Origin of the sequence: Streptomyces sp. 2A115, from assembly GCF_052245575.1 — a bacterium.
In the GTDB taxonomy this organism is placed as follows: Bacteria; Actinomycetota; Actinomycetes; order Streptomycetales; family Streptomycetaceae; genus Streptomyces.
Genome location: NZ_JBQQCG010000047.1, coordinates 33,083 through 54,277, shown reverse-complemented (window position 1 = coordinate 54,277; position 21,195 = coordinate 33,083). Strand labels below are relative to the sequence as shown.

Sequence of the window (21,195 nt, the reverse complement as noted above, 5' to 3'; positions counted from 1 at the left end):
GCAACAGTCTGTCATGCACGAGTTAGAGATCCATGCCCTGGATCTACGCCAGGTCGATGCGGCTGTCGCGATGCACGAACGTTGTTCCCCACAGACGATTCTGAACCGCTATCTGCAGCCAGTGCCCCGCAGCGGACCCTATGTGCGTAAGTTGCTCGGTACTCGCGGCGGCCGTTCCTTCGCCGCGGTGACGGCAGATGCCCGCATGATCGGTCTGGCCCACCTGCTTCCGGACGGGGACGGCAGTTGCGAGGCCGCCCTCCTGGTGGAGGACGCGCACCAACGGCGAGGAGTGGGCCGACGGCTGCTGGGGGCACTGGTCGGCGCGGCGGCAGATGCCGGATACGCTTCCATGCACGGTTATGTCCGCCGTGGGAACCAGTCGCTGAGCCGCAGCCTTCAGGAGTTGGGTGTGCCTTTCCAACAGACCCACGACGACGGCCTGTTGCGGATCAGCATTGAGGTGACGGGCGAGCCGGGAACCGTACGTCGAGGATGTGCTGCGACCGCCCTGCCGAACGCCGGCCCGGCACCACAACATCAGGAAACGCACTGCGGCGGCTCCGCCGTGTCGGCGACCGGGACCCGTCTGGCGGCTTTTCGACTCCGCAGTGCGTAATACAGAGGGCTGCGGAGGGTAGCGGCGAGCGTCCCCAAGGAAGGCCGCCGAAGCCGCCGAGGGACCACAACGGGTGGGGGCGGCAGAGCGAACCGGCCCGGTACAGCCCGACGACCCCTAAGCCGCACGATCGGCTCACCCCGATGACCGTGGGGGTACGCCCCGAGGAGTTCACCGACGAGCGGTGGGCCTTCGATTGCATCTCGGGGACAGCCAACTGAGTGCCGACCGCCCGGACGCGGCCCGCACCGCGTGCGCCGACGCCCTGGGCATCCTCGAACGGCTCCAGCACGCGGGTGCGGCACTCGTCCAAAACAGGCTTCGGCGGCTCGGTGCCCCCGACGCCCCGCGGCCGCATGCTGACAGCTCTCTGACGACGCAGGCGAACCCGGAACGCGGCGGCCCGGCCGGTCGCACCGCCGTCCCGCCGCGCTACCGGGTGGTCAACGCGTCGGCGCCGGATCAGCGCCGACGCGTCGGCGCGTTACTACTGCTTGTTGATCTGCACCATGGCGGACAAGGCCATGGCGTGTTGGCCGTACTGGTTGGGATGGGCGATCTGGGTGTCCTTAGCAGGGTTCACCAGGGGCTCGATCCACCGCTTGTCGCTGGGCTGGCACATGTCGTGACCAGCCGTCAACGCGTAGGTGTCCGCGAAGTACATACCGACGCCGCCGGCTGCCGCTTGGCGCTGCAGCGCCCGGTTGAGCTTCTTCGTCGTGTCCCGCAGGAAGGCGAAGTCACCCTCGGCGATAGGGACTCCCGTGTAGCTCGGACAGCCGACTCCGTTGTCCGGGAAGAGCGCGGGGTAACCGACGACGATCACTTTGGCGTCCGGGCTGCGTCGCCTGACGTCGGCGAGCACATCGCGGATGCGGCCTTCCATGGTGTTGATGCGCTCGCCCAGTTCGTCCTTGCCGCCCTTCGTGAACTCCGTCTTGCAGGGGCTGCCCTTCAGGCCAGTGCGAATAGCTTCCGTCGCGCACTTTTCGAGCACCTTGGCGAAGCCGACGTCGTTGCCGCCCATGGTCAGCGTGACGAGCTTCGTGTTGGGAGTGAGGGCATTGGCCTGCGGAGGCGTGGTGCCCTTGCTGTTCCAGAACTCGCGGGTGGTGGCACCGCTGCAGGTGACATCCTTGAAGGCGCGGTTCAGCCCCGCCACCGCGGAACTCGTGGAGATCATGTGGGCGTAGCCGTACTTGGTGCGGTCGCAGTCCTTGTCCTTCACGTCGGGCAGCCCGGCACCCGAGGCGTAGGAGTCACCTAGCGCCACATAGTTGGGCCCGTCGCCGGCGGTGACCGCCAAGCTCTGGGCCGTCGCGGTCGGCGCGCACAGCGAGAGCAGAGCGGCCGAGGCGGCCGCGACTCCTGCGGCCGAGCGGTGCCGGCGGGACAGCCTGATGTGGGAATGCGTCATTCTGAGATGTGCCACAACGCCTCTGAATTCCTGTGGAAACGGATGGATGGATGCGGCGCGTCGTGCTCGTGATCGCCGCGCGCCCGGGAGCCACGGCCATATGCCGGTCGGTCGGGAACGGACACGGCCCGGCCGGGACCTCGTAAAGCGGGCGGCGAGCCCGTCGGTCCGCCGCGGACGCTCTCGAAGTGGCTCAACGAGGAGCGGGGAGCATCGGTTCACCACGCGTCAGGCCATGTCGTTCGGTGCGGCTGACTTCTCGCGGGCGGTGCCCGCCGTGCCCCTCAGCAATCCGACGACAAGCTCCGGCCAAGTCCCGTGCACGAGCGTAGGTACGTCAACGCAGGGCGTTGACAGGCGACTTGCACATTTTCGAGCACGAGGACTCCAAGCCATGAGGCGCACCACCGATACCGTCGGCGCTTCCACCGAGCACCCCACACCACTTGCGCAGCCGGGAGGCGAGAGCGCCGACCGCGAGGCATTCGTCAGGGGACTGTACGAACAGCACGGCGCGGATCTGCTGCGGTACGCGGCCCGGCTCCTGGGAGGCGACTGGCACCAGGCGGAGGATGCCGTCCAGGAGGCGGCCGCGAGGGCGTTGAACCATCTGAACTTCCTGCGGAACACGGACGCGGCCCGTCCCTGGCTGTTCACCGTCGTACGCAACCTGGTCATCGACCACCACCGGGCACGGCAGATACGCCCGGCGGAGGTGCCGGCGGCGGAACGACCGGAGACTCCGACTGCCGATCAGATAGACCGGATGCTCACCTCACAGGTGGTCACGAACGCCTTACGGGAGCTGAGCGCGCAGCACGAGGAAGTCATCAGGCTCATGCACTACTCCAGATACAGCGTGGCCGACGCCGCGAAACACCTGGGCGTACCTCCGGGCACGGTGAAGTCCCGTTCCTACTACGCCATCAGGGCTCTCAAGGCCGCCCTGATGACCCGTGGGGTCCTGGACGCCACCGTCTGACAGACCGGCTCGCCAACGGCGACGTCCGGTATCGCTCGTACTCTCGGTGTCCCGAACGTGCCCTTGCAGGTCCCCGACCGGCCTCGCGGTCAGGGACATCCGACGGCTACGACGACCGGTGCCCGCCAGGAGCGGTTCCGTGGATCTCCTGGCGCCACAGGGCGTCACAGAGCCGCTCGACGCCGCCGACCAGATGTCTGCGATATGTACCGAACGGCAGGCCCAGCCGTGCTGCGGCCCCTTCCTGGGTGGTTGCGCCCCGCAGATAGGTTGTCGCCACCGCCCGGTGGTACTTCTCACCGCCAAGTTCCTCTGCCAGCGCCTCCACGGCCTGGATCAGCACGTCCCGCAGTGCCGCCCCTTGTTCGACGGTCAGCCTGCTGCGGGCCAATGGGTTCGCCGTGAGTTCCTCCGGATTGCGCAGCTTGCGCAGCGCGTCGCGTACGGCGGCCTCGAATTCGGGCCGGGACAGTACGGTGAGTTCGGCAGGCCCGCCGGAGGACGGCGCCTCATCGGGAGCGCCGGCCACGCTGGGCACGTTCGACAGCATCAGACGGGTCTTCTGCTCCGCCCACGTCCAGAGCGGCTGCGTCCGCCAGTCCAAGGCGAACAGCACGTACGTGACGTCGCCGATCTGAGGCCGGTCGTCGATCGGGACGAGGCCGAGGCTCGTCGCATAGGGATGCCAGAAATCCACGGCCCGTATGGCTAGGTACGACCAGCCCAGTCGCGGGCCGGCGCGGACGACTTCGGCCACGAATCGCCATTGGTGGAGGTCCTCGACCGGCGATATCTTTGGCTGGCTTCCCCCCGCCAGCCCGGGCACATGGAACCGGGACACTGCCAGGTGCTCACCGTCCCGCAGCGCGGCGGTGCTGCGGGCGTGTTTCCAGGCCGCCGAGACCACGGGGTCGACGTCCTCGCCATACGGTTCGGTCTGTCGCAGCCAGGTGGAGAAGCCCACGATCTCGCCGCTCCGCGTGGACCGGTACACGCGGAAGGTGTCCGGCTGCCGGTCCAGCCAGAATCGGGCCAGTTCAGCCGACTCCGGCCCTTCCACCTTGGTCGTCAGGTCGATCACCGAGGTGTGTTCCGCCGGATCGCAGGGCTGCAACACCACCTCGCCGTCACCGCGCCAGCTGTTGAAGTCGGATATGTAGCGATCGGTGCGGTACAGATAGAAGAACTCGCCCACGGCAGACAGCATCCCGCTCTCCGGAACCGTCCGTATCCGATCGAACAGGTGGCGGCGGAGCCGGCTGTGCAGCTCCGCGAACCCATCGGGATCACGCCAGCGCAGGTCCGCCTCCAGCGCCGCACGCACCACATCGTGCGGAAACAGGCCGTGTCGAGAGGACTCGACGAAGGGAAGATCGCGCAGCCAGGCGAACGTCGACACCGCCGCGTCACCGAGTACGGCGCGCAGCAGTGTCTCCGTGGTCACGTACGCGTGGGCGCACACTTCCAGCGCCCGCCGGTGAATCGGTGAGGGCACCTCGCCGATCAGCTGCGGCAGCAGCGTCTCGATCACATCCCGGCTCGGCTCCCAGTCCCCGGTGCTCTCCTCGTCCTGCATCGCCACCGCGGCCGCGAGCGCGAGGCCGAGGGGGTGGCCACCGGTGAAGGCCAGCAGTGCGTCATGTGTCCGCCGCGGTACTCCGCGGTTGTTCAGGAAGGCAGCGGCCTCGTCCGGGGTGAGATTGCGCAGCGCCACGGTCCGCATCAGTGTTGCCCAGCCGGGATCAGAGGTCCACCCGGCCTCCGGTGCCTGGCGTCCCGCGATGACGACGAGTGCTCCGGCCGGCAGACGGGTCAGGAACCTGTCCCGCAGCCAGCCCTCAAGGCCCTGGCAGCGCTCGAAGGTGTCGATGAGCAGGACGACCCGCTCGCCGGTGAGTACCGGCCCGGCCTCCTCTTCGAAGGCCTGGGGTGTGGGCTCGGTGATCCGCCCGTCGACCTCGAGCACCTCGCGTCCCGCCGCCCGTGCCTCGGCGGCGAAGCGGCGCAACAGCATCGACTTGCCGATGCCGCCGGGTCCGTGCAGGTAAAGCACCGCAAGGCTTTTCGCATCGCCGGACAATGCGGAACGAAAGAGGGCCAGCTCGGCCGCACGGCCCGCGAAGGCGCGGTCTCGTGCCTCCTGTAATTGGGCCGCTATCCAGCCGGCTCCGCCGCCACTCATGCAGGCCCCCTCGGTTCGCTGTCGCGCGGATAGCGCAGACGTCCAGATCACTTACGATCGAGGATTCTCGCATGTGATCGCATCGGACCGATGTGAGTACGGGCTGCGTCCTCCAGTGGGCGATCTCACGCAACGCCACGGTCGGTTTCGGTACTCCGGCGGGGATCGGATACGTCAGCGGCGCTCATGGAGTTGGCGGACGAGGGAGACGACACGGGCCTTGGCCGCGGCGGGCGCCGTGAAGGAGGTCAGATTGACCGGCGGGGCGAAGCGCTGCACTGTGACGGACTGGGGTGCGGTGAAGGCGCGCAGGCCGTCCTCGCCGTGGATGCGTCCGAATCCGGAGTCTTGGGAGCCCCCGAAGGGGAGAGCGGGCACGATGGCGAAGCTGAGTACCGAGTTGACGGAGACCATGCCGGAGCGCGCGGTGCAGGCTTCGCGGCCGATCGAAACTTCCTGCACAGCTGGACGTCAATGCGTACGACGTCGTCGTGCTCGACCGCGACCTGCCCGGCAGGAAGGCAGGGCTCGCGCTCAGGAGGGCTTCGAGTAACGCGATAGCTCCACGGCGACGAACGGCCTGACAACCCCCTGCTGCCCCGCACCGACGGCGTCCCTGCCGTAGCCCTGCTCACCGCCCTGGCCTACGCCGAAGCCCCCGGCTTTGCTCCGGGGAAGCCTGCTCGCCGTGGGTGAGACCGACGGTATGCCCGGTTTCGTGGCAGACAACGCCCTTCCAGGGCATCAGGATGGGTGAGCAGCCGGCGTTGCAGGTCGTGTCGTACGAGGCGGAGGGTGGGACGCACCAGTTGTGAATGTTCGTCAGTAGTGTGATTCCTCAACACCAGGCCGAGTTGGGTGTTCTGCGTCCGCGAAACATGCCAGGCATCCCAGGCGTGTCGGCCGCCCGGGCGGGGGAGTTCGGGCCGATGTGGGAGCTGGCCGAAGGCCTTGACGCGCTGCCGCGCGGCTATGCCATGCACCCGTGCGGGGTGATCCTGTCGAACGCGTCGCTGTTGGACCGGGTGCCGGTGCAGCCGACCCCCGGCGGCTATCCGATGGTGCAGGCCGACAAGGAGGACGTCGAACTCGGAGGCTTCGGGCTGCTCAAGCTCGATGTGCTGGGGGTGCGGATGCAGTCGGCGATGGCGCACGCGGTCGCCGAAATCCGCCGCACCACCGGCCGTCAGCTCGATCTCGACAACCCCGACCACGTCGACCTGAACGACCGGCTCGCCTTCGAACTCATCCAGCGCTCCGACACTGTGGGCCTGTTCCAGCTCGAGTCGCCTGGTCAGCAGGATTTGGTGGGGAGGCTGCAGCCGCGGCACATGCAGGACGTCATCGCCGACATCTCGCTTTTCCGGCCCGGCCCGGTCGCCGGCGGCATGCCCGCGTTGTTCATCGCCGCCCGGCACGGCGCCGCGCCCCACTACCCGCACCCGGACCTGGAGCCGATCCTCAATGACACCTACGGGGTGGTGATCTGGCACGAGCAGATCATCGCGATCCTGACGCGGATGACCGGCTGCGACCGCGCCGCCGGCGACGTCGCCCGTCGCGCCCTCGCCGATGTCGACCGGCTGCCGAGAGTCGAGGCCTGGTTCCGCCGCACCGCCGGGGAGCGCGGCTACAGCCCAGCCGTACTGGACGAAGTGTGGGAGACCGTCTCCAGCTTCGGCGCCTACGGCTTCTGCCGCGCACACGCGGTCGCCTTCGCCGTCCCCGCCCTCCAGTCCGCCTTTTTGAAAGCCCATCACCCCGCCGCCCTGTACGCGGGGTTGTTGGAGCACGATCCGGGGATGTGGCCCAAGTTGTTTCCGCACTCGCTGTGTCCCGTGCAGGTCGTGTCTCTTTTGGCGGGCTGTCTCTGGTGGGCCGTGTCGGTCTGGTTCTCGGGGGAATGTCGTTCTGCGGGCGCGACCGGTGTGATCGCTGCCAGCCTTGTCGGGACATCGCTTGACCTTCGAGTCGGGTTGAAGGTTTAGCGTCGACGGTGTGACCACGTATCGCATCTCGCAGCTGGCCGAGCTCTCCGGCATCCCGGCCACGACCCTGCGCTTCTATGAGACCGCCGGGCTGCTGCCCGCGGAGCGGACCGCGGCGGGCTATCGGGTCTATGACCAGGACGCCGTCGAACGTCTCGCGTTCATCTCCTCGGGCAAAGCTCTGGGCCTGCCGCTCGAAGAGATCCGTGACCTGCTCGCTGTGTGGGAGCAAGGGGTGTGTGCGGCGGTGCGCCAGCGGATGGTGCCGCTGGTCGCCGAGCGGATCGCGGATGCCGACCGGCGCCAGGCCGAGCTCGCCGCGTTCTCCGCCCGCCTGGCCCAGGTCCACGAACAGCTGTCCGGGCCGGCGCCGGAAGGCGCCTGCGGGCCGGACTGCGGCTGCATGAGCACGCAGGCTCCGGGACCGGTGCCGGTGACCCTGTCCCCGACCCGGCCGGACCCCGTCGAGCCCGCCGGGCAGGCATGGAAGACCGCCCCAGTGGCCTGCACTCTGGGTGGCGCCGAGCTCGGTGAGCGGACCGGCCAGTGGCAGGCCCTGGTGGCCCGGGCAACGGGTCGTGAGGACATCGAGGACGGGCTGCAGCTGACCTTCCCCGCCAGCGCCGACCTCGCCGGACAGATCGCCGCACTGGCAGCGGCCGAACAGGACTGCTGCGCCTTCTTCGACTTCACCCTGCGGATGACCCCTTCTGCCCTGATCCTCAGCGGCCGGGCGCCCGAAAGCGCCTCCGTGATACTGGCCGACCTGTTCGGAGTGCCCGCGTGAACAGCCCCCCTCCTGCTTCCAGCCCTTCCCGCCCCTCCGGCAGGTGGGGAACGGGGGTTGATACTGGTGGGCTCGCCGATTCAACTGTCGCCAGTTCCGCCTGGGGCCCAGCCTGCTGGTGACCGTACGTGGTCGTCGGCGTAGCAACTCCAGTCTTCTCCGACTTCGGATGCGAGGCGGGTCGCGATGACGTCGTGGTAGCCGAGGGCGTCGACGACGACGGGGCGGGCATCTCCAGGACCCACTGTGGCGGATCGCTCCGGTCCGGGCGGCGGCTGTGGGGACGCCGAGGTCGTTGAGCTGACCGGAGAGGGCAGCCGTTCTTCACGGTGGCGTCGGCGAGGGCGAGCCAGGCCGACATCGACGCCGCGGGCTCAACGAGTCACCCCGACAGGTCGCGACACCTGGTTGCGGCACTAACCTGCGGTGGTGACCGGAACCGAGCTGGATGAGTTGATCGTTGCTGACGGCGCGGCGCTGCGCGCGTGGCTGCTGGACAACCACACCGCCTCTCCTGGCGTGTGGCTCGCCCTGGCCAGGAAGGGCGGCACCGTTACCACGCTGACCTGGCAGCAGGCGGTCGACGAGGCACTGTGCTTCGGCTGGATCGACGGGCAGGCCCGCAAGCGCGACGAGGAGAGCTCCTGGCGGCGGTACACCCCGCGCCGGCCCCGCAGCGTCTGGTCCCGGCGCAACGTCGCCAACGTGGCCCGGTTGGAGGCGGCCGGCCTGATGCAGCCCGCCGGCCGCGCCGCGGTCGACGCCGCGAAGGCCGACGGGCGGTGGACGGCCGCCTATGCGCCGTCATCGGAAGCGGAGGTGCCGGCCGACCTGCGCGTCGCGATCGCCGCCGACCCAGCGGCGCAGGCGATGTTCGAGGTACTCACCAAGACCAACCGCTTCGCCCTCATCAGCCGGGTCAATGCCGTCAAGCGGGCCGAGACGCGAACCCGGAAGATCGCCGAGTGCGTGGCGATGCTGGTCCGGCACGAGACGATCCACCCGCAGAGAGCCAGGCCAGCGGACCCGCCGGCGTCGTGACCGGGCTCCTGCCGGAACGGACAAACCCAGCCTATTGAGCGGAACTGTTCTCGAAGCCCTGCCTCGTCCGCTTCAAGACGGGTGAAGGTCTCCGCTGGTGCGCGGCTGGCCGTATCGTTCGACGAGGGCGTTGCCGATCGAGGCCAGGTGGTCTCGGACCCCCGGAGGGCCGGTCACCTCGACCCATTCGACCAGCCCGGAGAGCTCGCCGGCGAGGATGTACTCATTGGGGCCGCGGATCACGACCTCGATGCGGCCATCGGTCGTGGAACCTCCCACGTCGAGCCGGTCGCCGAGCGCCATCCGGAGTATGCCTATCCCGTCGGGTGTGCATACCGCCTGGACCTCCAGCGGCGTTCGTTTGCGATCGACCTCTTTGGCGATCTCATTCCAGCTCTCGGCAAGGTCGAAGTCCCCGGGTCGGTGCACAGGGCCGCCGGTCGGGTCGGCGGACGACACGCGGTCGATCCGGAAGATCCGTCGGCCGGTCTCGGTGTTGGAGACGAGATACCACACAGGACCTTTGGCGACGATGCCCAGTGGATGGACGGTTCTCCGGGTTTCGACGCCTTTGCTGTCGACGTAGCCGAGCGACACCTGGACGCCGCTGATCACCGCGTCCTGGAGTTCGTCGAGGAAGCGAGGCGGCCGGTGCTCGATCCGGCTCGCCCCCCATCGCTGCGGGTCTACGACCAGCGACGCCGCCGCTGCCTCGGCCTGCACCTGGAAGGGCTTCGGTAGAGCATGGACGAGCTTGCGCAGAGCTGCTTTCATCGGCGGCGTCGCATCCGAGGCCGGACCGACAGCCAGGAACAGGGCGCGTGCCTCACCGGCGGTCAACCCGGACAGGTCGGTACGAGCGCCGCCCACGAGGCGCCAGCCGCCGCCTCGGCCCTGCACGGAGTACACGGGCACCCCGGCCATGGCCAGGGCGTCGAGGTCACGGCGGGCGGTGCGCTCGGAGACGTCCAGCTCTCGGGAGACCTCTGCGGCTGTCACCTGCTCGTGCCGTTGGAGCAAGAGCAGTATGGCCACCAGCCGATTGGATCGCATACTGACAAAACTCTCATAAAAACCGGTCATGGGATGACCGGTTTGGGTTGCAAGGTCGCAGCATGACCTCATCGAGGAGGTCAACCGCCAGCGAACGCCCCCAGAGAGGAAATGCCGTGTTCAATCAAGCAGAATTTCCCGAGCCCACCCTCATCCAGGTCAACGGTGTGGAGCTCGAAGTCTTCGAGGCAGGCCGGGAAAACAAGGGCAAGCCCATCGTGCTCTGCCACGGCTGGCCGGAGCACGCCTTCTCCTGGCGTCACCAGATGCCCGTCCTCGCAGCGGCTGGCTACCACGTCATCGCACCGAACCAGCGGGGTTATGGCAACTCATCCCGCCCGACCGAGGTGACGGACTACGACATCGAACACCTGACGGGTGACCTCGTCGCGCTCCTGGACCACTATGGCTACGAGGACGCCACCTTCGTCGGCCATGACTGGGGTGCGTTCGTCGTCTGGGGACTGACCCTGTTGCACCCCGACCGGGTGAACAAGCTGATCAACCTGAGCCTGCCTTACCAGGAGCGCGGAGAAACGCCGTGGATCGAGGTCATGGAAACCTTCCTCGGCGGCGACTTCTACTTCGTCCACTTCAACCGGCAGCCGGGCGTCGCGGACGCCGCATTCGATGCCAACACCTCCCAGTTCCTCCGCAACCTCTACCGGAAGAACGTGCCCACCGCACCCCCTGAGCCGGGCATGGCATTTATCAACCTCGCCAAGGCGGAAACACCACTCGGTGAGCCCATCATGAGCGACAGCGACCTGGCCGTCTACGTCTCCGCGTTCGAGACGTCGGGATTCACGGGCGGCATCAACTGGTACAGGAACCTCGACCGCAACTGGCACCAGCTGGCGGACGCGGACCCGATCATCAAGCAGCCCGCCCTCATGATCTACGGCGACCAGGACTTCGCGATCCCGAGGTTCGAAAGACTGGCAGAATTCGTGCCCAACGTGGAAGTGGTCGGCCTGGACTGCGGTCACTGGGTCCAGGAGGAAATGCCAGAAGAAACCAACCAGGTGATTTCGGAATGGCTGGAACGGCAGGGCTAGTGTCCTGTGATCCGGTTCGGATCACCTGAAGGCCGAGTTCTCGCATCACACCGATGACAAATGGGCTCGCGAAATCAACTCTCGCCGGTTGTTTTGGGTGCCCAGCCGACCGGTGACCTCCCGTGGTCTCCGGCGGCGTATCGGCTCCAGGTGCCGCCGGTCTCGTTGCGGAGGCGACTGGTGGTCTTGTCGTGGTAGCCGAGAGCGTCCGCGACGACAGGTGCGGGCAGTTCGAGGAGTTGCTGTCGGATGGCGGCGCCGCGGGCGGCGGCGATTGGGATTCCGACCTCGCAGCGGTCTGGCCGGCGGCTCCAGCCGTCGTCTGCTGGCCGCGACCCCGCTCCTGCTCGTCGCGCAAATGCTGCTGCTGCCGCTGTTCTTGTTCCTGTTCATGGGCTCCGGCCTCGCCGACATCGTCGAGGCGGGCCCGTTCCTCGAGGCCTTCCTCGTCCTGATCGTCATTCCCCTCGCCCTCGCCTGGGCCCTGCAGGCGTGGGCGGGCCGCAAGCCGGCCGGGCAGCAGGTGTCCGATGCCGCGACGACAACGATGGTGCCGCTGATGGCGGCGACCCTGCTGGTCGTGGTCGCCTCCCAGGTCCCCAAGCTCGGCGGGAACCTCACCTACGTGGCCGCCGTGGTCCCGTTCTATGCCCTGTTCCTGCTCGTGATGGCGTTCGCCGGTCGGGCTGTCGCTCGCCTGTTCCGCCTCGATGCCCCCGCCTCCCGGGCGGTCATCTTCACCGGCGCGACCCGCAACTCCCTGGTCGTGCTGCCCCTCGCCCTGGCTCTGCCCGACCAACTGGCCGTCGCCGCGGCCGTCGTGGTCACCCAGACCCTCGTCGAAGTCCTCGGCATGGTCGTCTATGTCCGTCTCGTGCCCCGTCTCGCTCCCGCCGAGAAGACTCCGGTCCAGGTCTGAACGGCCCCGCCAGCCAGCGGCAGACCTCGGCATCAGGGCCCGCCGGATTGGGGCGGGTCAGATGCAGCTGCCGATGACGGCCGGCCTGGCGCGAGGAACGGTGGCCAGTTTGGCGGGCGGAGTCGGCTCCGGGGCAGGCTCCGGACTGCGCAAGTGGAGGATCTCGTCGTGCTGGGCGGCGAGCCGGGACAACGCGAGCTTCTTGAACGCGGTCAGCTCTTCGATGGTCTTGTCCCGGTCGGCAACGCGGTCCCTCAGCGCTGAGTTCTGGGCCTTCAGGCGCTCGATCTGGGCGTCTCGGGGGTTCTGGCATCTCCCCGGCCGCCCGGAGGGCCGCCAGACGGCGTACGAACTCGTCGCCGAGGTGCTGGTAGGGCCCTTCGCGGACGGTGCCGTCACGGTCCTTCTTCGGGTAGAAGCCCGTGCGGGTCACTCCGGCCTCTGCTGCGAGGGTCTTGAGGTCGCATCGGCCGCCGGGCGGGAGTTCGCCGCGAAGGAGCCGGTGCATGGCGGCCCGGATCGCTTCCTCGTTGCGGGTCCGGTCGGTGTCACTGATCCTTCCCATGCACTCCTCCAGTGGCGGTGGCCAGGGCCGCGTCGATAGCGGCGACGACGTGGTCGGCCCGCTCGGCCTCGGCCGCCAGTCGCGACTTCTCTGCTTTCTGGGACCGGCCGATCTTGCCGATGAAGATCCTGCTGCTGGCCGCGGCCGATGCCCAGACGGGCCGGTGGCAGGGGTGGTGGGTGGCCTGCGGGCAGCGGGCGGAGTCACACATCCCCGCCATGGGACGGCTGCGGTCCTTGGCCTGGGCGAGTTTGAGGCAGAGGGCCTTGTCCGGGTCGATGAACCAGCAGTAGTTCGCAATGCCCAGGTGCAGGGTGCCGGCCCGCTGGGAGAGCAGGTTGATAACCTCTTGATCACCATGCTTGATCTGCGGGGCCACGGCGTCCTGGTGGAGTTCGCTCTCGACGGACTTAAAGAAGTTCACGAGGTCACGGGCGCCCGGACCGGCCGGCTGACGGCCTTCTTGGAAGTCGCGGAAGGCCTGCAGGGTCAGGGCGAGGTTGCGGTTGTGTTCTGACTCGCCGACCTCGGCGAGGAACTTGGCCTGTGCTCCGCCGGGCCGGTTCGCATAGCCCTCGGTGGTGACCACGGACAGGTGCTTGAGCTGGACTTTCGCGGCCAGCAGTCCGCCGGGACGATGCGCGATCTCGATGGCCAGGGTGCGGCGGAGAACCCGCAGGTTGAGCGGATCAGGCGGGATCGGAGCGAGACCGAGACGGGCCCCTTCCTCGCCGTTGACCCACTCCCGGAACCGTGCGTAACGGCCGTCCGGGCCACCGAAGTTGAGAACCTGGGGAAACAGGTGGGCCGCGCCGCGGCCGGCGAGGTCTCGGGCGATGCCGGCTACCTCGTATGCCTCGGCGACGACGACCCATTCGTCCCAGACGCCGCCGTGCTTCTTTCCCTTGATCAGCTTGCTCTTGAGGCGGTGCCGGACCCGGCCGGGACCGATCTCTTCGGGCGGCTGCCGGCAGTCCGCGGGCAGTTCGCAGAGCTCGCTGTGCCGCATGCCGCTCAGCGCCGAAACAGCGATGATGCAGGCCGTGCGAACGACCCCGATCAGCGCCCTGACGTCCGCGGGGAACAGCGGCAGCGTCCAAGGGACCTGCCCGTCGCCGTCCGCGCGGTCGATGACGGCGGCATGACGCCCCCAGAACGGGGCCACCCCGACCTGGGCAAGGGTCTGCTCGAGCAAGGGCAGGATGGATTCCCAGCGGCCGCCGGGTCTCACCCAGCGCTGGCGGGGGTCCGATCCGCCCGTCCCGCTCTCCCTGACCAGCCGCTTGAGGCTGACGTGGATCAGCGGATCGGCTGGGTCCCACCCCTTGCCGATCTTGTATTCCAAGCCCTCCAGAGACGTCTGGACCAGCGGCTCTCCGGTCCTCGCGTGCTGCCGCAACGTGCGGGCCACGGCCTCTGCCCGCTCAGCCAGCGGCATCGGCTCGACCCTGGGGGCGGCCCGGTGACGCTCGATCTCCTGCTGGAGGGCGATCACATGCGGGCCCACCTTCTGGACCAGGAACAAGGCGGCGGCCAGCAGCGGCTGCTGCAGTTCGGTCCGGGCCGGCTGGGTCTTGTTCTCCGTTTTCCCCTGGGTCCGGACCGCCGTCGCCGCGCGGGGAGTGAAGCCCTCGCGGTAGCGGTCGGTGCTGAACACCTCGCCGTAGTAGGCCAGTTCGCGCGGGACGAGCTCGGCCATCATGCGGGTGTCGTCACTCGCGTCCCGGAGCCGGCCACCGTCACGGTCGTAGATCGTTGAGCGGTGCTGCAGGAACCGGTCGCAGTGGTCCTGGACCACCTGACTCAGCAACTGAACACCCTGCTCGGTGAGCCAGTTCATCCAGCTGATCAGCCATTCCAGCCGCTGCTGGCAGGTGATCAGGGTCTTCGGCAGGCGGTAGGCGTCCGGGAGGATCCGGACCTGTTCGTGTTCCGGCGCCATCAGCGCCAGCAGGTACTCCTTCGCGACCGCCACCGCGGGTTGCTGATCTTGGTGAAGTCGAAGGTCCGCCGGGCCGGGCTGAAGAACCGGGGAATCCCGTCGACCACGGTCAGGTCCCAGACGTTCTGCTCGAACAGAGGGCTGCGGCAGCCGATCCGGACCGGGAGACGGACCACCTCACAGACGGCCGCGCCGGCGAACACCGATCCGCCGGGCCGACCGGCCTTCCCGGCTTCTTCAGCGAGAATGGTCACTGGGTCAACTCCTCCGGACGAAGCGGGAGTTCACTGTCGGTGTCGGCGACCTGGCCTGCGGCCTCCTGCAGTGCCGTCGTGGTGAAGTAGTTGGACTGAGGGCTGAGGAGGTCGTCCAGCCGTTGGGCATAGGGGCCGAAGATCGCCATGAAGGCCGCAGCGGGCGTCTGCTGCCACTGCCGGGCGAAGAACGCTCTCAGCCGCATGAGGTTGGGCAGGTGGCGTGGGGCGAACAGAGCCAGGGGGCAAAGAAGACAGACCCATGGCCTGGCCGGGCAGGGCTTTCCCGCCGGCCCGTGCAGCCCTGACAACTGGTCGCCGCAGGCGGCCGCGAACACGTCGCGCTCGCCGCCGATCAGCTCGGTCAGGGCGGCGTCGTCGAGGCCGAGCCGGGCCGCTTCGGCCGGGAATCCCTCGAGGAAGGCGGCCAGACCGTCATCGCCTTTGATCACCAGCGGGTTCTGGCTTCGTCGGATCAGGTCGCTCTGCGCGGACTCGATGATCGCCTCGGTGGCCGCCTTCTGCGTGGGCGTCTGGTGGGCAACGTAGTGGGCGCCCTCGACCGCCGGAGTGTGGTTCGGGTCGATCCTCGCGCGGGAGGTGCTCTGCCAGATGCGCCGGTCCTTCGACGCCTCGAAAGTGGTGCGGATGCGCGGGCCGTGGATCAAGAACGGCTTGCCGTCGGCGTCGACCAGGCCATTGCGCTCGTACCAATTCCGCTCATGAGGCTTCGGGAACCGGCCCGCCGACCACTTGTAGGTGCCGGTCGGGTTGAACCGCAGCCAGAGCCGTTCCCGCAAGCCAGCGGGGGCGAACTCCCGCAGCACCGCGGAGTGCTCAAGCCACCGCTCCAAGAGGCGGACCGCCGAACGTGACAGTGTCAGGCTCTCCTTGGCGGTGCGGCCCTTGATGTAGTCGACCAGGGCCGTCCTGTCGCCTGCCCAGTCGATGTCACCCAGTCCAAGACCGGCGATGCCATCAGCGACGATGCCTGTGCGGGTGCCGAACAGGATGCGGTAGGCGAAGACGACGCCCGGCCCGGGGAAGAGTGCGGCCACCGCCTCGTTGCCGGCGCCGGGATAGACCTGCGTGAGGGTGCGGACCGCGGCGTACTGGCCGCGGACCCGCTTGGGCAGGGTGCCCTCGGGCCCGCGGTGCCGCAGCACCCACTGGACGTTTGGCCGACTCCAGCCTCCGACTGCCACGTCCTGGCCCCGCTCGGCCTCCCGCAGGGCTGCCTTGAACGCCGTGTAGGCCGTGCCCGTGATCCCGTCGCAGACCGAGATCAGGTTCGCCCACTCCCGTTCGCTGTAGGGCACCAAGGGCTGCCGGTCCTCCGAGGGGCGGGCATGGAAGTTGCGGCCGTCCACGAACCGGCGGACATCCGCCGCAAACACACGCTCCAGGTCGTCCAGCCGTCGCAGCAGGATGCGGACCGGCGACTCGTGCCGTCCTTGCTTCAGGGCCAGCAAGGCCCTGGCCAGCACCGGCCGGGACAGATCCTTCGCCGTCCCGGCGAAGCCGTGCTCGTCCAGATCCCGCAGGAAATACCGGATGCTGACCAGGTAGCCCCGCACCGAGTTCGCCGAGTCCAGGTCGCCGTGCGGCTTCACCAGGTCCGCCAGGGCCCGCACCAGCTCAGCTGCCAGATCGGGCAGCCGGCGGTCCTCGTTCAAGAAGCACTCGGCCCGCCGACCGTCCATGAACACGCAGGAAACCCCGAGCGGCTCGTCAATCACGCTGCCCGGCATCAGACCAGCACCCCGGCTCCGGCGTCGTCGTCCTCGAACTCGGCATCCGCCTCGCGCTCGGCCGCCTCGTGGTCCAGCAGACCCCAGCGGCGTCCGGTGTCCTCGTAGATCTCGCGGAAGATCCGCATCATGTCCAGGCGCCGGAGGTACTTTTCCGTGGTCAGCGACGAGGAGTGCCCGAGTAAATCGCGCAGGACCAGCAGCGGCTCTGTCGTGATCAGGTAGTGGGCCAGGGCCGCATCCGCGTCTCCGCCCGCCGCCGAGAGCCGTGCGGCCTGCTCGTAGTAGCCGGCCACCAGCCGTTCCATGGTGGCCATTGCCATCGTGTGGCGGCAGCGGTGCGGATGGACGTGAGGGAAGCGCGGCTCGTAGCGCTCGGCGATCCGGCGGCTGGTCCGCTCGAACAGACTCGACCAGGCGGTGAACGGACCGCCGTCGGACCGCACGGCCAGCAACATCGACCCGCCGGCTGGCGCCACCAGGCGCCGCCGCTGGCCCGGCTCCAGTGAACTCCACTTGGTCCACCGGCCGTTGACCCGACCGCCCTGACTGTCCATCTCGGTCACGAACAGCGGCTCGCCCCATCGCCTCGGCGGCCGCCACTTCGACCTCTCGCAGGCCAGCATCCGCTCCAGGGCGATGTAGGCGTGAACGCGGGCCAGCGAGGTGTAGCTCACCCACGACACGCGGAACTTACTGCCCTTGGTGATCTCCTCCGGGAGGGGAAACGGGATCGGCATGAGCCGGAGAGCCGCTGGCAGCGGCGGGACTTCGCAGGCCAGCAGGTAGGTGAACTCCTGCAGGCGGGTGCCCGAGGACAGCACCATGTCGGCCACCGCAGAGTTGCGGGCCAGGTGCCGCCCGCGAAACCGCTGCGGGTCCTCGTCCTCGCTGCCGTCCGGCCGCAGCCCGGCCAGCGCGTTCACGAACATGGAGGCGAAGCCGTCCTCCAGGTACTTGACCGTCACGTGGGCATGCGGGACCCGCCGCCTCGCCTGGTTCACCATGATCTGGCGGACGGTCTCCGCGTAGACCACCGCCGCCTGCTGGTAGGTGAAGGGCACCGACGAGGCGTACGACTCGTCGACCGCCCACCGGTAGAACATGCCCAGCACGCTCATGTGCTGGTTCCAGGTCACCGCCCCGAGCCGCTGCTTGAGATCTCCACTGGCGCGGTCCACCGCGTACGTGCTGAGCAAGGCCTTCAGCCGGTCCCTGGTGTCGAAGATCTCCACTCCGTGCAGCTGGGCGGACACAAACCAGTCCCGCAGAATGCGCGCATACGTACCCCAGGACGAGGGTGCCGGGCAATTCTCCGTCGGCCGCAGCCGAAGCCACTCGTTCGCAGCCCGGGTCGCCCGCCGCCCGCGCTCGTCCTCGAAGAGCAGGTCGTCATCGACAAGAAAGGCCATCCCCTCGGGGATCACCGGCTTCGCCGACAGCCCCCAGGACTCCCAGCCCTCACTCGAGTAGAACGCCACCTCCATGCCCCCGACCGTACGGACGGGACACAGCGCAGAACACCCGGCAAGTGCGTTCGACGGGTCGCTCTATCCGCCTTACGGGAGACGACAGTTAAGCGTGAACAACCGCGCCGGGTCATCGTCGCCGACGCCCGCCGCCACGGCGTGCCGGTACTGAACGTCGACGTCAACCACTCCCGGGCGCAGCACAGTGTCGAGCAGACACCGCAGGGCTGGGGCGTACGGCTGGCCCTGGCCACCGTCAAGGGCATCAGCGAGCGCGAGATCGGCCGCCTGGCGGCGGGCCAGCCCTACACCTCGCTGCAGGATCTGTGGCAGCGGGCGAGGCCCTCCCCGCCCATCGCGCAGCGGCTGATCCGGATCGGCGCCCTCGACACACTCGCCGCCGATCTGACCCGGCGGGACCTGCTGCTGCAGGTCACCGAACTGCACCGGCAGTTCCGAACGCCTGCCGCCACCGACGGACAGCTCCCGCTGGGCGGCGAGCTCGTCACCGCCGGCCCGGCAGCGAGTCATCCCTGGTCTGGCAGGCTGCCCCCGTGCAGGAACGCGACTGGTACTACGACAACGGCGAGGAACTGTCCCTCGATTTGGGGCCTGGAGTTCTGGCGGCGGACGTCGCGATGCACTGGATGGCGGTGGAGCGGGTCTATTGCCTGGACTGGCAGCGGTTCACCCCCGCGAACTGGGACGTACTGCAACGGATCTATCAGGACCTGCCTGGCTGGCAGCCCTTCTCCTCCGACGTTGCCCGGTGGTTTTCACTGGACGAGGACCGTGACCTGCACCTGTGGGCTTCGGTCGAACCCTCGGGCCTCCAGGTGGCGGGAGTGCTGACGCTGGGCATGTGGCACGGCTGGGACACCCAGTTTCGTCGTGCGATCACAAACCACGGCCTTCCCCACTTTCCGTGCGCATGACACGCATCCCCCCCACCACCAACCACAGCAAACACGAAGATCACGAACTACGGCTGGAGTAGTAGCCCCCGAAATATTTGACGGGTGACCAAGCGGGCAGGATATCGGGCAGACGCGGCGTGAGGGTGCTGTAGTCCTGCGCCCCGAACACCACCCTTCCATCCAGGACTGTCAAGACGGAGCAAACATGTTTGATCTGATTTTCAGGAACAGTGAAATAGTCCCTGTCCAACAGTGCAAAATCCGCCAGGTGTCCTGGAGCGATCATGCCCATTTCGGATTCTGTATTCATGAACCATGTTGGACCACTGGTAAACAGCTTGAGTGCCTCGACGCGGGACAGGCGATTAGCCTTAGAAAGCACTTCAGACCCGGAGGCCGACTTTCCAGACACCATCCAGCTGACGCCTACCCACGGGTTGAAGGTGGCTGCCCGGAAAGCATCGGTGGTCATGGCGAGAGGGATTTCGCTATCGACCAGCTGGCGCAGCCGCGGAGTTATCAGAGCCTTTTCGCGGCCGTGCGTTTTGATGAACCCATCTCCATGCAGCGCCATTTTGGCGTCCAAGGCAATTCCGCCGCCAAGCCTTTTGACCCGGTCAATGTTCTCCGGAGTGATTGTTTCGGCGTGTTCGATGCTCCATCGCAAACCGTCTAGCGGCGTTGTTTCGTTCATCTTCTCCAAGGCGTCAAGGAACGGCGTGATATTTTCGTTGTAGCTGATGTGCATGCGAAAAGGGATGCGCCGCCGGACCAACTTAGTGACATTTTCCTCGACGTGTCGCCGCATCTGGTCGGGGTCGATGATGACCGCCGGACGGTCGAAATTCTCGTGATCGTGCACTTCCGCCTGCAACACTTCGCCGGCGCCACGATATTCGTGGCCATGTTCCAGGGTCGGGTGCAGGTTTTGACCTGGGCCGATGGGAGCGGTTTTGGTGATCGCTTCAATGTGTGCGTCCACCATATTGATTGGGCTGCCGTCGCCGAGTTGTATGTCGACGAAGGGCATGCGGATGTTGAGGCGGTTGTCGCGGGCCAGGACGTCTACGGTGGCTTGGGGTTTGGGGTAGCCCTTCCTGCCGCCGGCATCCACGATCGAGGTGACACCGAAACGGTTCAGGGCGTGGACGGTATGGATCAGCGAGCTGACTTCTTCGTCGAACGAAAGTTGCGGGACCATGGCCTCCAGGGCGACGAAGGTGAATGTGTATCCGTAGATCACACCGGTGTAATGTCCCTGACCGTCCTTCTCGAATTCGGTTCCTGGCAATTCGGGAAACCGATCTGTGCCCACGCCCAACAATTCCATCGCCTGCTTATTCAGGAAGGCGTGGTTATAGGCGTATTGCACGATCAACGGACGGTTATGCACGGCTTCGTGCAGCTCGTCCATCGTAGGGAACCGGTTCTCCTCGAACTGGTAGGGGGACCAGCCGCCGATCACTTTGACCCAGTGTCCCTCAGGCGTTCGCTCCGCCTGCTCGCGCAGCATGCTCAGCGCGCGACGTAGCGTAGGTACGCCGTCCCACCTTATATTGTGAGTGTAGCCACTTTCGTTGAGCACGTGAGTGTGCGCATCGATAATGCCCGGAATGAGTCTGCGGCCACGCGCGTCGATGATCTTCGTTTCTGAATTTTTCAAACTCAAAATGTCTGCATCGGGACCAACCGAGTAGATGCGGCCGCCCTTCACGGCGAGAGCGGATGCTTCGGTCTGTCCGCGGTTATTGGTGAAGATTTTTGCATTGATTACGATCAAATCCGCACCGGAGGGATTCTGCGTCGATTGCGCTTGGGTGTTGGGCATAATTCCAGCCATTTGTCCTCATTCAATTGAAACTTATGGAACACGCTAGGAAAAAATGCAAATCACTGGGGGTCGAATAGGGAATTGAGCGACGGTCGAGATCACCTGCGCAACTTTCCACAGGATTCAGATCGGCATCGACCGGGCCGTTCTGGCCAGGTTGACGGTTATGTCCTGCGACCAAAGCTCGCGCGTCAAGGCCTCCCGCCTTAGCTGAGGGTGACATCCGTTCCTCGCTCTGCCAAGGCAGACGCGATTGAGCATTGCGTCAACAGACCGCCGGCGCCGCCGTGATGCCGAGGGTGAAAACGTCCACCACGACTGCTCCGTTCACTCGAAGTGACTCATCGGCTCCATGCCGACGGGGCCTGTTCCTGATGCCAGTTGCTACGTGAGCCCACGGATCGACATCTAGTTGATGTA

At 67.2% G+C, this 21,195-nt stretch carries 15 protein-coding genes and 4 pseudogenes; 9 read left to right on the top strand and 10 right to left on the bottom strand.

What is annotated here, in order from left to right:
• Positions 1–13: 13 nt before the first annotated feature.
• Positions 14–619 carry a GNAT family N-acetyltransferase gene (locus ACTWQR_RS33330; RefSeq protein WP_443230929.1) on the top strand — a complete coding sequence of 202 codons (606 nt, stop codon included), beginning with the start codon at positions 14–16 and terminating at the stop codon, positions 617–619.
• Positions 620–1,106: 487 nt separating this feature from the next.
• Here the strand turns inward: ACTWQR_RS33330 and ACTWQR_RS33325 are convergent, their stop codons facing one another.
• Positions 1,107–2,036, bottom strand: a complete 930-nt coding sequence (locus ACTWQR_RS33325) for an SGNH/GDSL hydrolase family protein (protein WP_443230928.1) — start codon at positions 2,034–2,036, stop codon at positions 1,107–1,109.
• 394 nt (positions 2,037–2,430) lie between these two features.
• Between ACTWQR_RS33325 and ACTWQR_RS33320 the strand changes: the two genes are divergently transcribed.
• Positions 2,431–3,018 carry a sigma-70 family RNA polymerase sigma factor gene (locus tag ACTWQR_RS33320; protein ID WP_443230927.1) on the top strand — a complete coding sequence of 196 codons (588 nt, stop codon included), beginning with the start codon at positions 2,431–2,433 and terminating at the stop codon, positions 3,016–3,018.
• 106 nt (positions 3,019–3,124) lie between these two features.
• Here the strand turns inward: ACTWQR_RS33320 and ACTWQR_RS33315 are convergent, their stop codons facing one another.
• Together ACTWQR_RS33315 and ACTWQR_RS33310 are read right to left on the bottom strand one after the other, a co-directional pair.
• Positions 3,125–5,200 (bottom strand): ATP-binding protein, encoded by a 2,076-nt coding sequence (locus tag ACTWQR_RS33315; RefSeq protein ID WP_443230926.1) that lies wholly within the window; start codon positions 5,198–5,200, stop codon positions 3,125–3,127.
• Between the two features lie 174 nt (positions 5,201–5,374).
• Positions 5,375–5,623, bottom strand: a pseudogene (locus ACTWQR_RS33310) (aldehyde dehydrogenase family protein); the annotation flags it as partial.
• Positions 5,624–6,102: 479 nt separating this feature from the next.
• Here ACTWQR_RS33310 and ACTWQR_RS33305 point away from each other — a divergent pair.
• The 3 genes and pseudogenes from ACTWQR_RS33305 to ACTWQR_RS33295 all read left to right on the top strand — a co-directional run.
• A pseudogene (locus tag ACTWQR_RS33305) lies at positions 6,103–7,011 on the top strand (DNA polymerase III subunit alpha); the annotation flags it as partial.
• Positions 7,012–7,198: 187 nt separating this feature from the next.
• A complete protein-coding gene (locus tag ACTWQR_RS33300) occupies positions 7,199–7,975 on the top strand; it encodes a MerR family transcriptional regulator (protein ID WP_443230925.1) in 777 nt (258 codons plus the stop codon).
• Positions 7,976–8,404: 429 nt separating this feature from the next.
• Positions 8,405–9,016, top strand: a complete 612-nt coding sequence (locus ACTWQR_RS33295) for a YdeI/OmpD-associated family protein (protein WP_443230924.1) — start codon at positions 8,405–8,407, stop codon at positions 9,014–9,016.
• A 72-nt stretch (positions 9,017–9,088) separates the two neighbouring features.
• Here the strand turns inward: ACTWQR_RS33295 and ACTWQR_RS33290 are convergent, their stop codons facing one another.
• Positions 9,089–10,069, bottom strand: a complete 981-nt coding sequence (locus ACTWQR_RS33290; protein ID WP_443230923.1) for a helix-turn-helix transcriptional regulator — start codon at positions 10,067–10,069, stop codon at positions 9,089–9,091.
• Between the two features lie 116 nt (positions 10,070–10,185).
• Between ACTWQR_RS33290 and ACTWQR_RS33285 the strand changes: the two genes are divergently transcribed.
• Both ACTWQR_RS33285 and ACTWQR_RS33280 read left to right on the top strand, forming a co-directional pair.
• A complete protein-coding gene (locus ACTWQR_RS33285) occupies positions 10,186–11,127 on the top strand; it encodes an alpha/beta fold hydrolase (RefSeq protein WP_443230948.1) in 942 nt (313 codons plus the stop codon).
• 292 nt (positions 11,128–11,419) lie between these two features.
• Positions 11,420–12,046 (top strand): annotated as a pseudogene (locus tag ACTWQR_RS33280) (arsenic resistance protein); the annotation flags it as partial.
• A 57-nt stretch (positions 12,047–12,103) separates the two neighbouring features.
• Here ACTWQR_RS33280 and ACTWQR_RS33275 read toward each other — a convergent pair.
• From ACTWQR_RS33275 to ACTWQR_RS33255, 5 genes are all read right to left on the bottom strand, one after another.
• A complete protein-coding gene (locus ACTWQR_RS33275) occupies positions 12,104–12,445 on the bottom strand; it encodes a hypothetical protein (protein WP_443230922.1) in 342 nt (113 codons plus the stop codon).
• A gap of 149 nt (positions 12,446–12,594) precedes the next feature.
• The gene (locus tag ACTWQR_RS33270) at positions 12,595–14,586 is read right to left on the bottom strand and encodes a site-specific integrase (RefSeq protein WP_443230921.1); all 1,992 of its coding nucleotides are present in this window, start codon (positions 14,584–14,586) and stop codon (positions 12,595–12,597) included.
• Positions 14,553–14,807, bottom strand: a complete 255-nt coding sequence (locus ACTWQR_RS33265; RefSeq protein WP_443230920.1) for a hypothetical protein — start codon at positions 14,805–14,807, stop codon at positions 14,553–14,555. The genes ACTWQR_RS33270 and ACTWQR_RS33265 overlap by 34 nt, the downstream gene beginning before the upstream one ends.
• Positions 14,804–16,558 carry a hypothetical protein gene (locus ACTWQR_RS33260; protein WP_443230919.1) on the bottom strand — a complete coding sequence of 585 codons (1,755 nt, stop codon included), beginning with the start codon at positions 16,556–16,558 and terminating at the stop codon, positions 14,804–14,806. Before ACTWQR_RS33260 ends, ACTWQR_RS33265 begins: the two co-directional genes overlap by 4 nt.
• On the bottom strand, positions 16,558–18,045 hold the full coding sequence (locus ACTWQR_RS33255) for a site-specific integrase (RefSeq protein ID WP_443230918.1): 1,488 nt from the start codon (positions 18,043–18,045) through the stop codon (positions 16,558–16,560). Before ACTWQR_RS33255 ends, ACTWQR_RS33260 begins: the two co-directional genes overlap by 1 nt.
• Before the next feature lie 105 nt (positions 18,046–18,150).
• Between ACTWQR_RS33255 and ACTWQR_RS33250 the strand changes: the two are divergent.
• Positions 18,151–18,573, top strand: a pseudogene (locus ACTWQR_RS33250) (helix-hairpin-helix domain-containing protein); the annotation flags it as partial.
• A gap of 8 nt (positions 18,574–18,581) precedes the next feature.
• Positions 18,582–18,962 (top strand): hypothetical protein, encoded by a 381-nt coding sequence (locus tag ACTWQR_RS33245; RefSeq protein ID WP_443230917.1) that lies wholly within the window; start codon positions 18,582–18,584, stop codon positions 18,960–18,962.
• Positions 18,963–19,002: 40 nt separating this feature from the next.
• Here ACTWQR_RS33245 and ACTWQR_RS33240 read toward each other — a convergent pair whose 3' ends face one another.
• Positions 19,003–20,784 carry an amidohydrolase gene (locus tag ACTWQR_RS33240; RefSeq protein WP_443230916.1) on the bottom strand — a complete coding sequence of 594 codons (1,782 nt, stop codon included), beginning with the start codon at positions 20,782–20,784 and terminating at the stop codon, positions 19,003–19,005.
• Positions 20,785–21,195 lie beyond the last annotated feature (411 nt).

Excerpts from the sequence above, each read along its gene's own strand:
- ACTWQR_RS33330 (WP_443230929.1), top strand. The coding sequence starts at position 14 with ATGCACGAGTTAGAGATCCATGCCCTGGATCTACGCCAGGTCGATGCG.
- ACTWQR_RS33325 (WP_443230928.1), bottom strand. The coding sequence starts at position 2,036 with ATGACGCATTCCCACATCAGGCTGTCCCGCCGGCACCGCTCGGCCGCA.
- ACTWQR_RS33320 (WP_443230927.1), top strand. The coding sequence starts at position 2,431 with ATGAGGCGCACCACCGATACCGTCGGCGCTTCCACCGAGCACCCCACA.
- ACTWQR_RS33315 (WP_443230926.1), bottom strand. The coding sequence starts at position 5,200 with ATGAGTGGCGGCGGAGCCGGCTGGATAGCGGCCCAATTACAGGAGGCA.
- ACTWQR_RS33290 (WP_443230923.1), bottom strand. The coding sequence starts at position 10,069 with ATGCGATCCAATCGGCTGGTGGCCATACTGCTCTTGCTCCAACGGCAC.
- ACTWQR_RS33260 (WP_443230919.1), bottom strand. The coding sequence starts at position 16,558 with ATGCCGGGCAGCGTGATTGACGAGCCGCTCGGGGTTTCCTGCGTGTTC.
- ACTWQR_RS33255 (WP_443230918.1), bottom strand. The coding sequence starts at position 18,045 with ATGGAGGTGGCGTTCTACTCGAGTGAGGGCTGGGAGTCCTGGGGGCTG.
- ACTWQR_RS33240 (WP_443230916.1), bottom strand. The coding sequence starts at position 20,784 with ATGGCTGGAATTATGCCCAACACCCAAGCGCAATCGACGCAGAATCCC.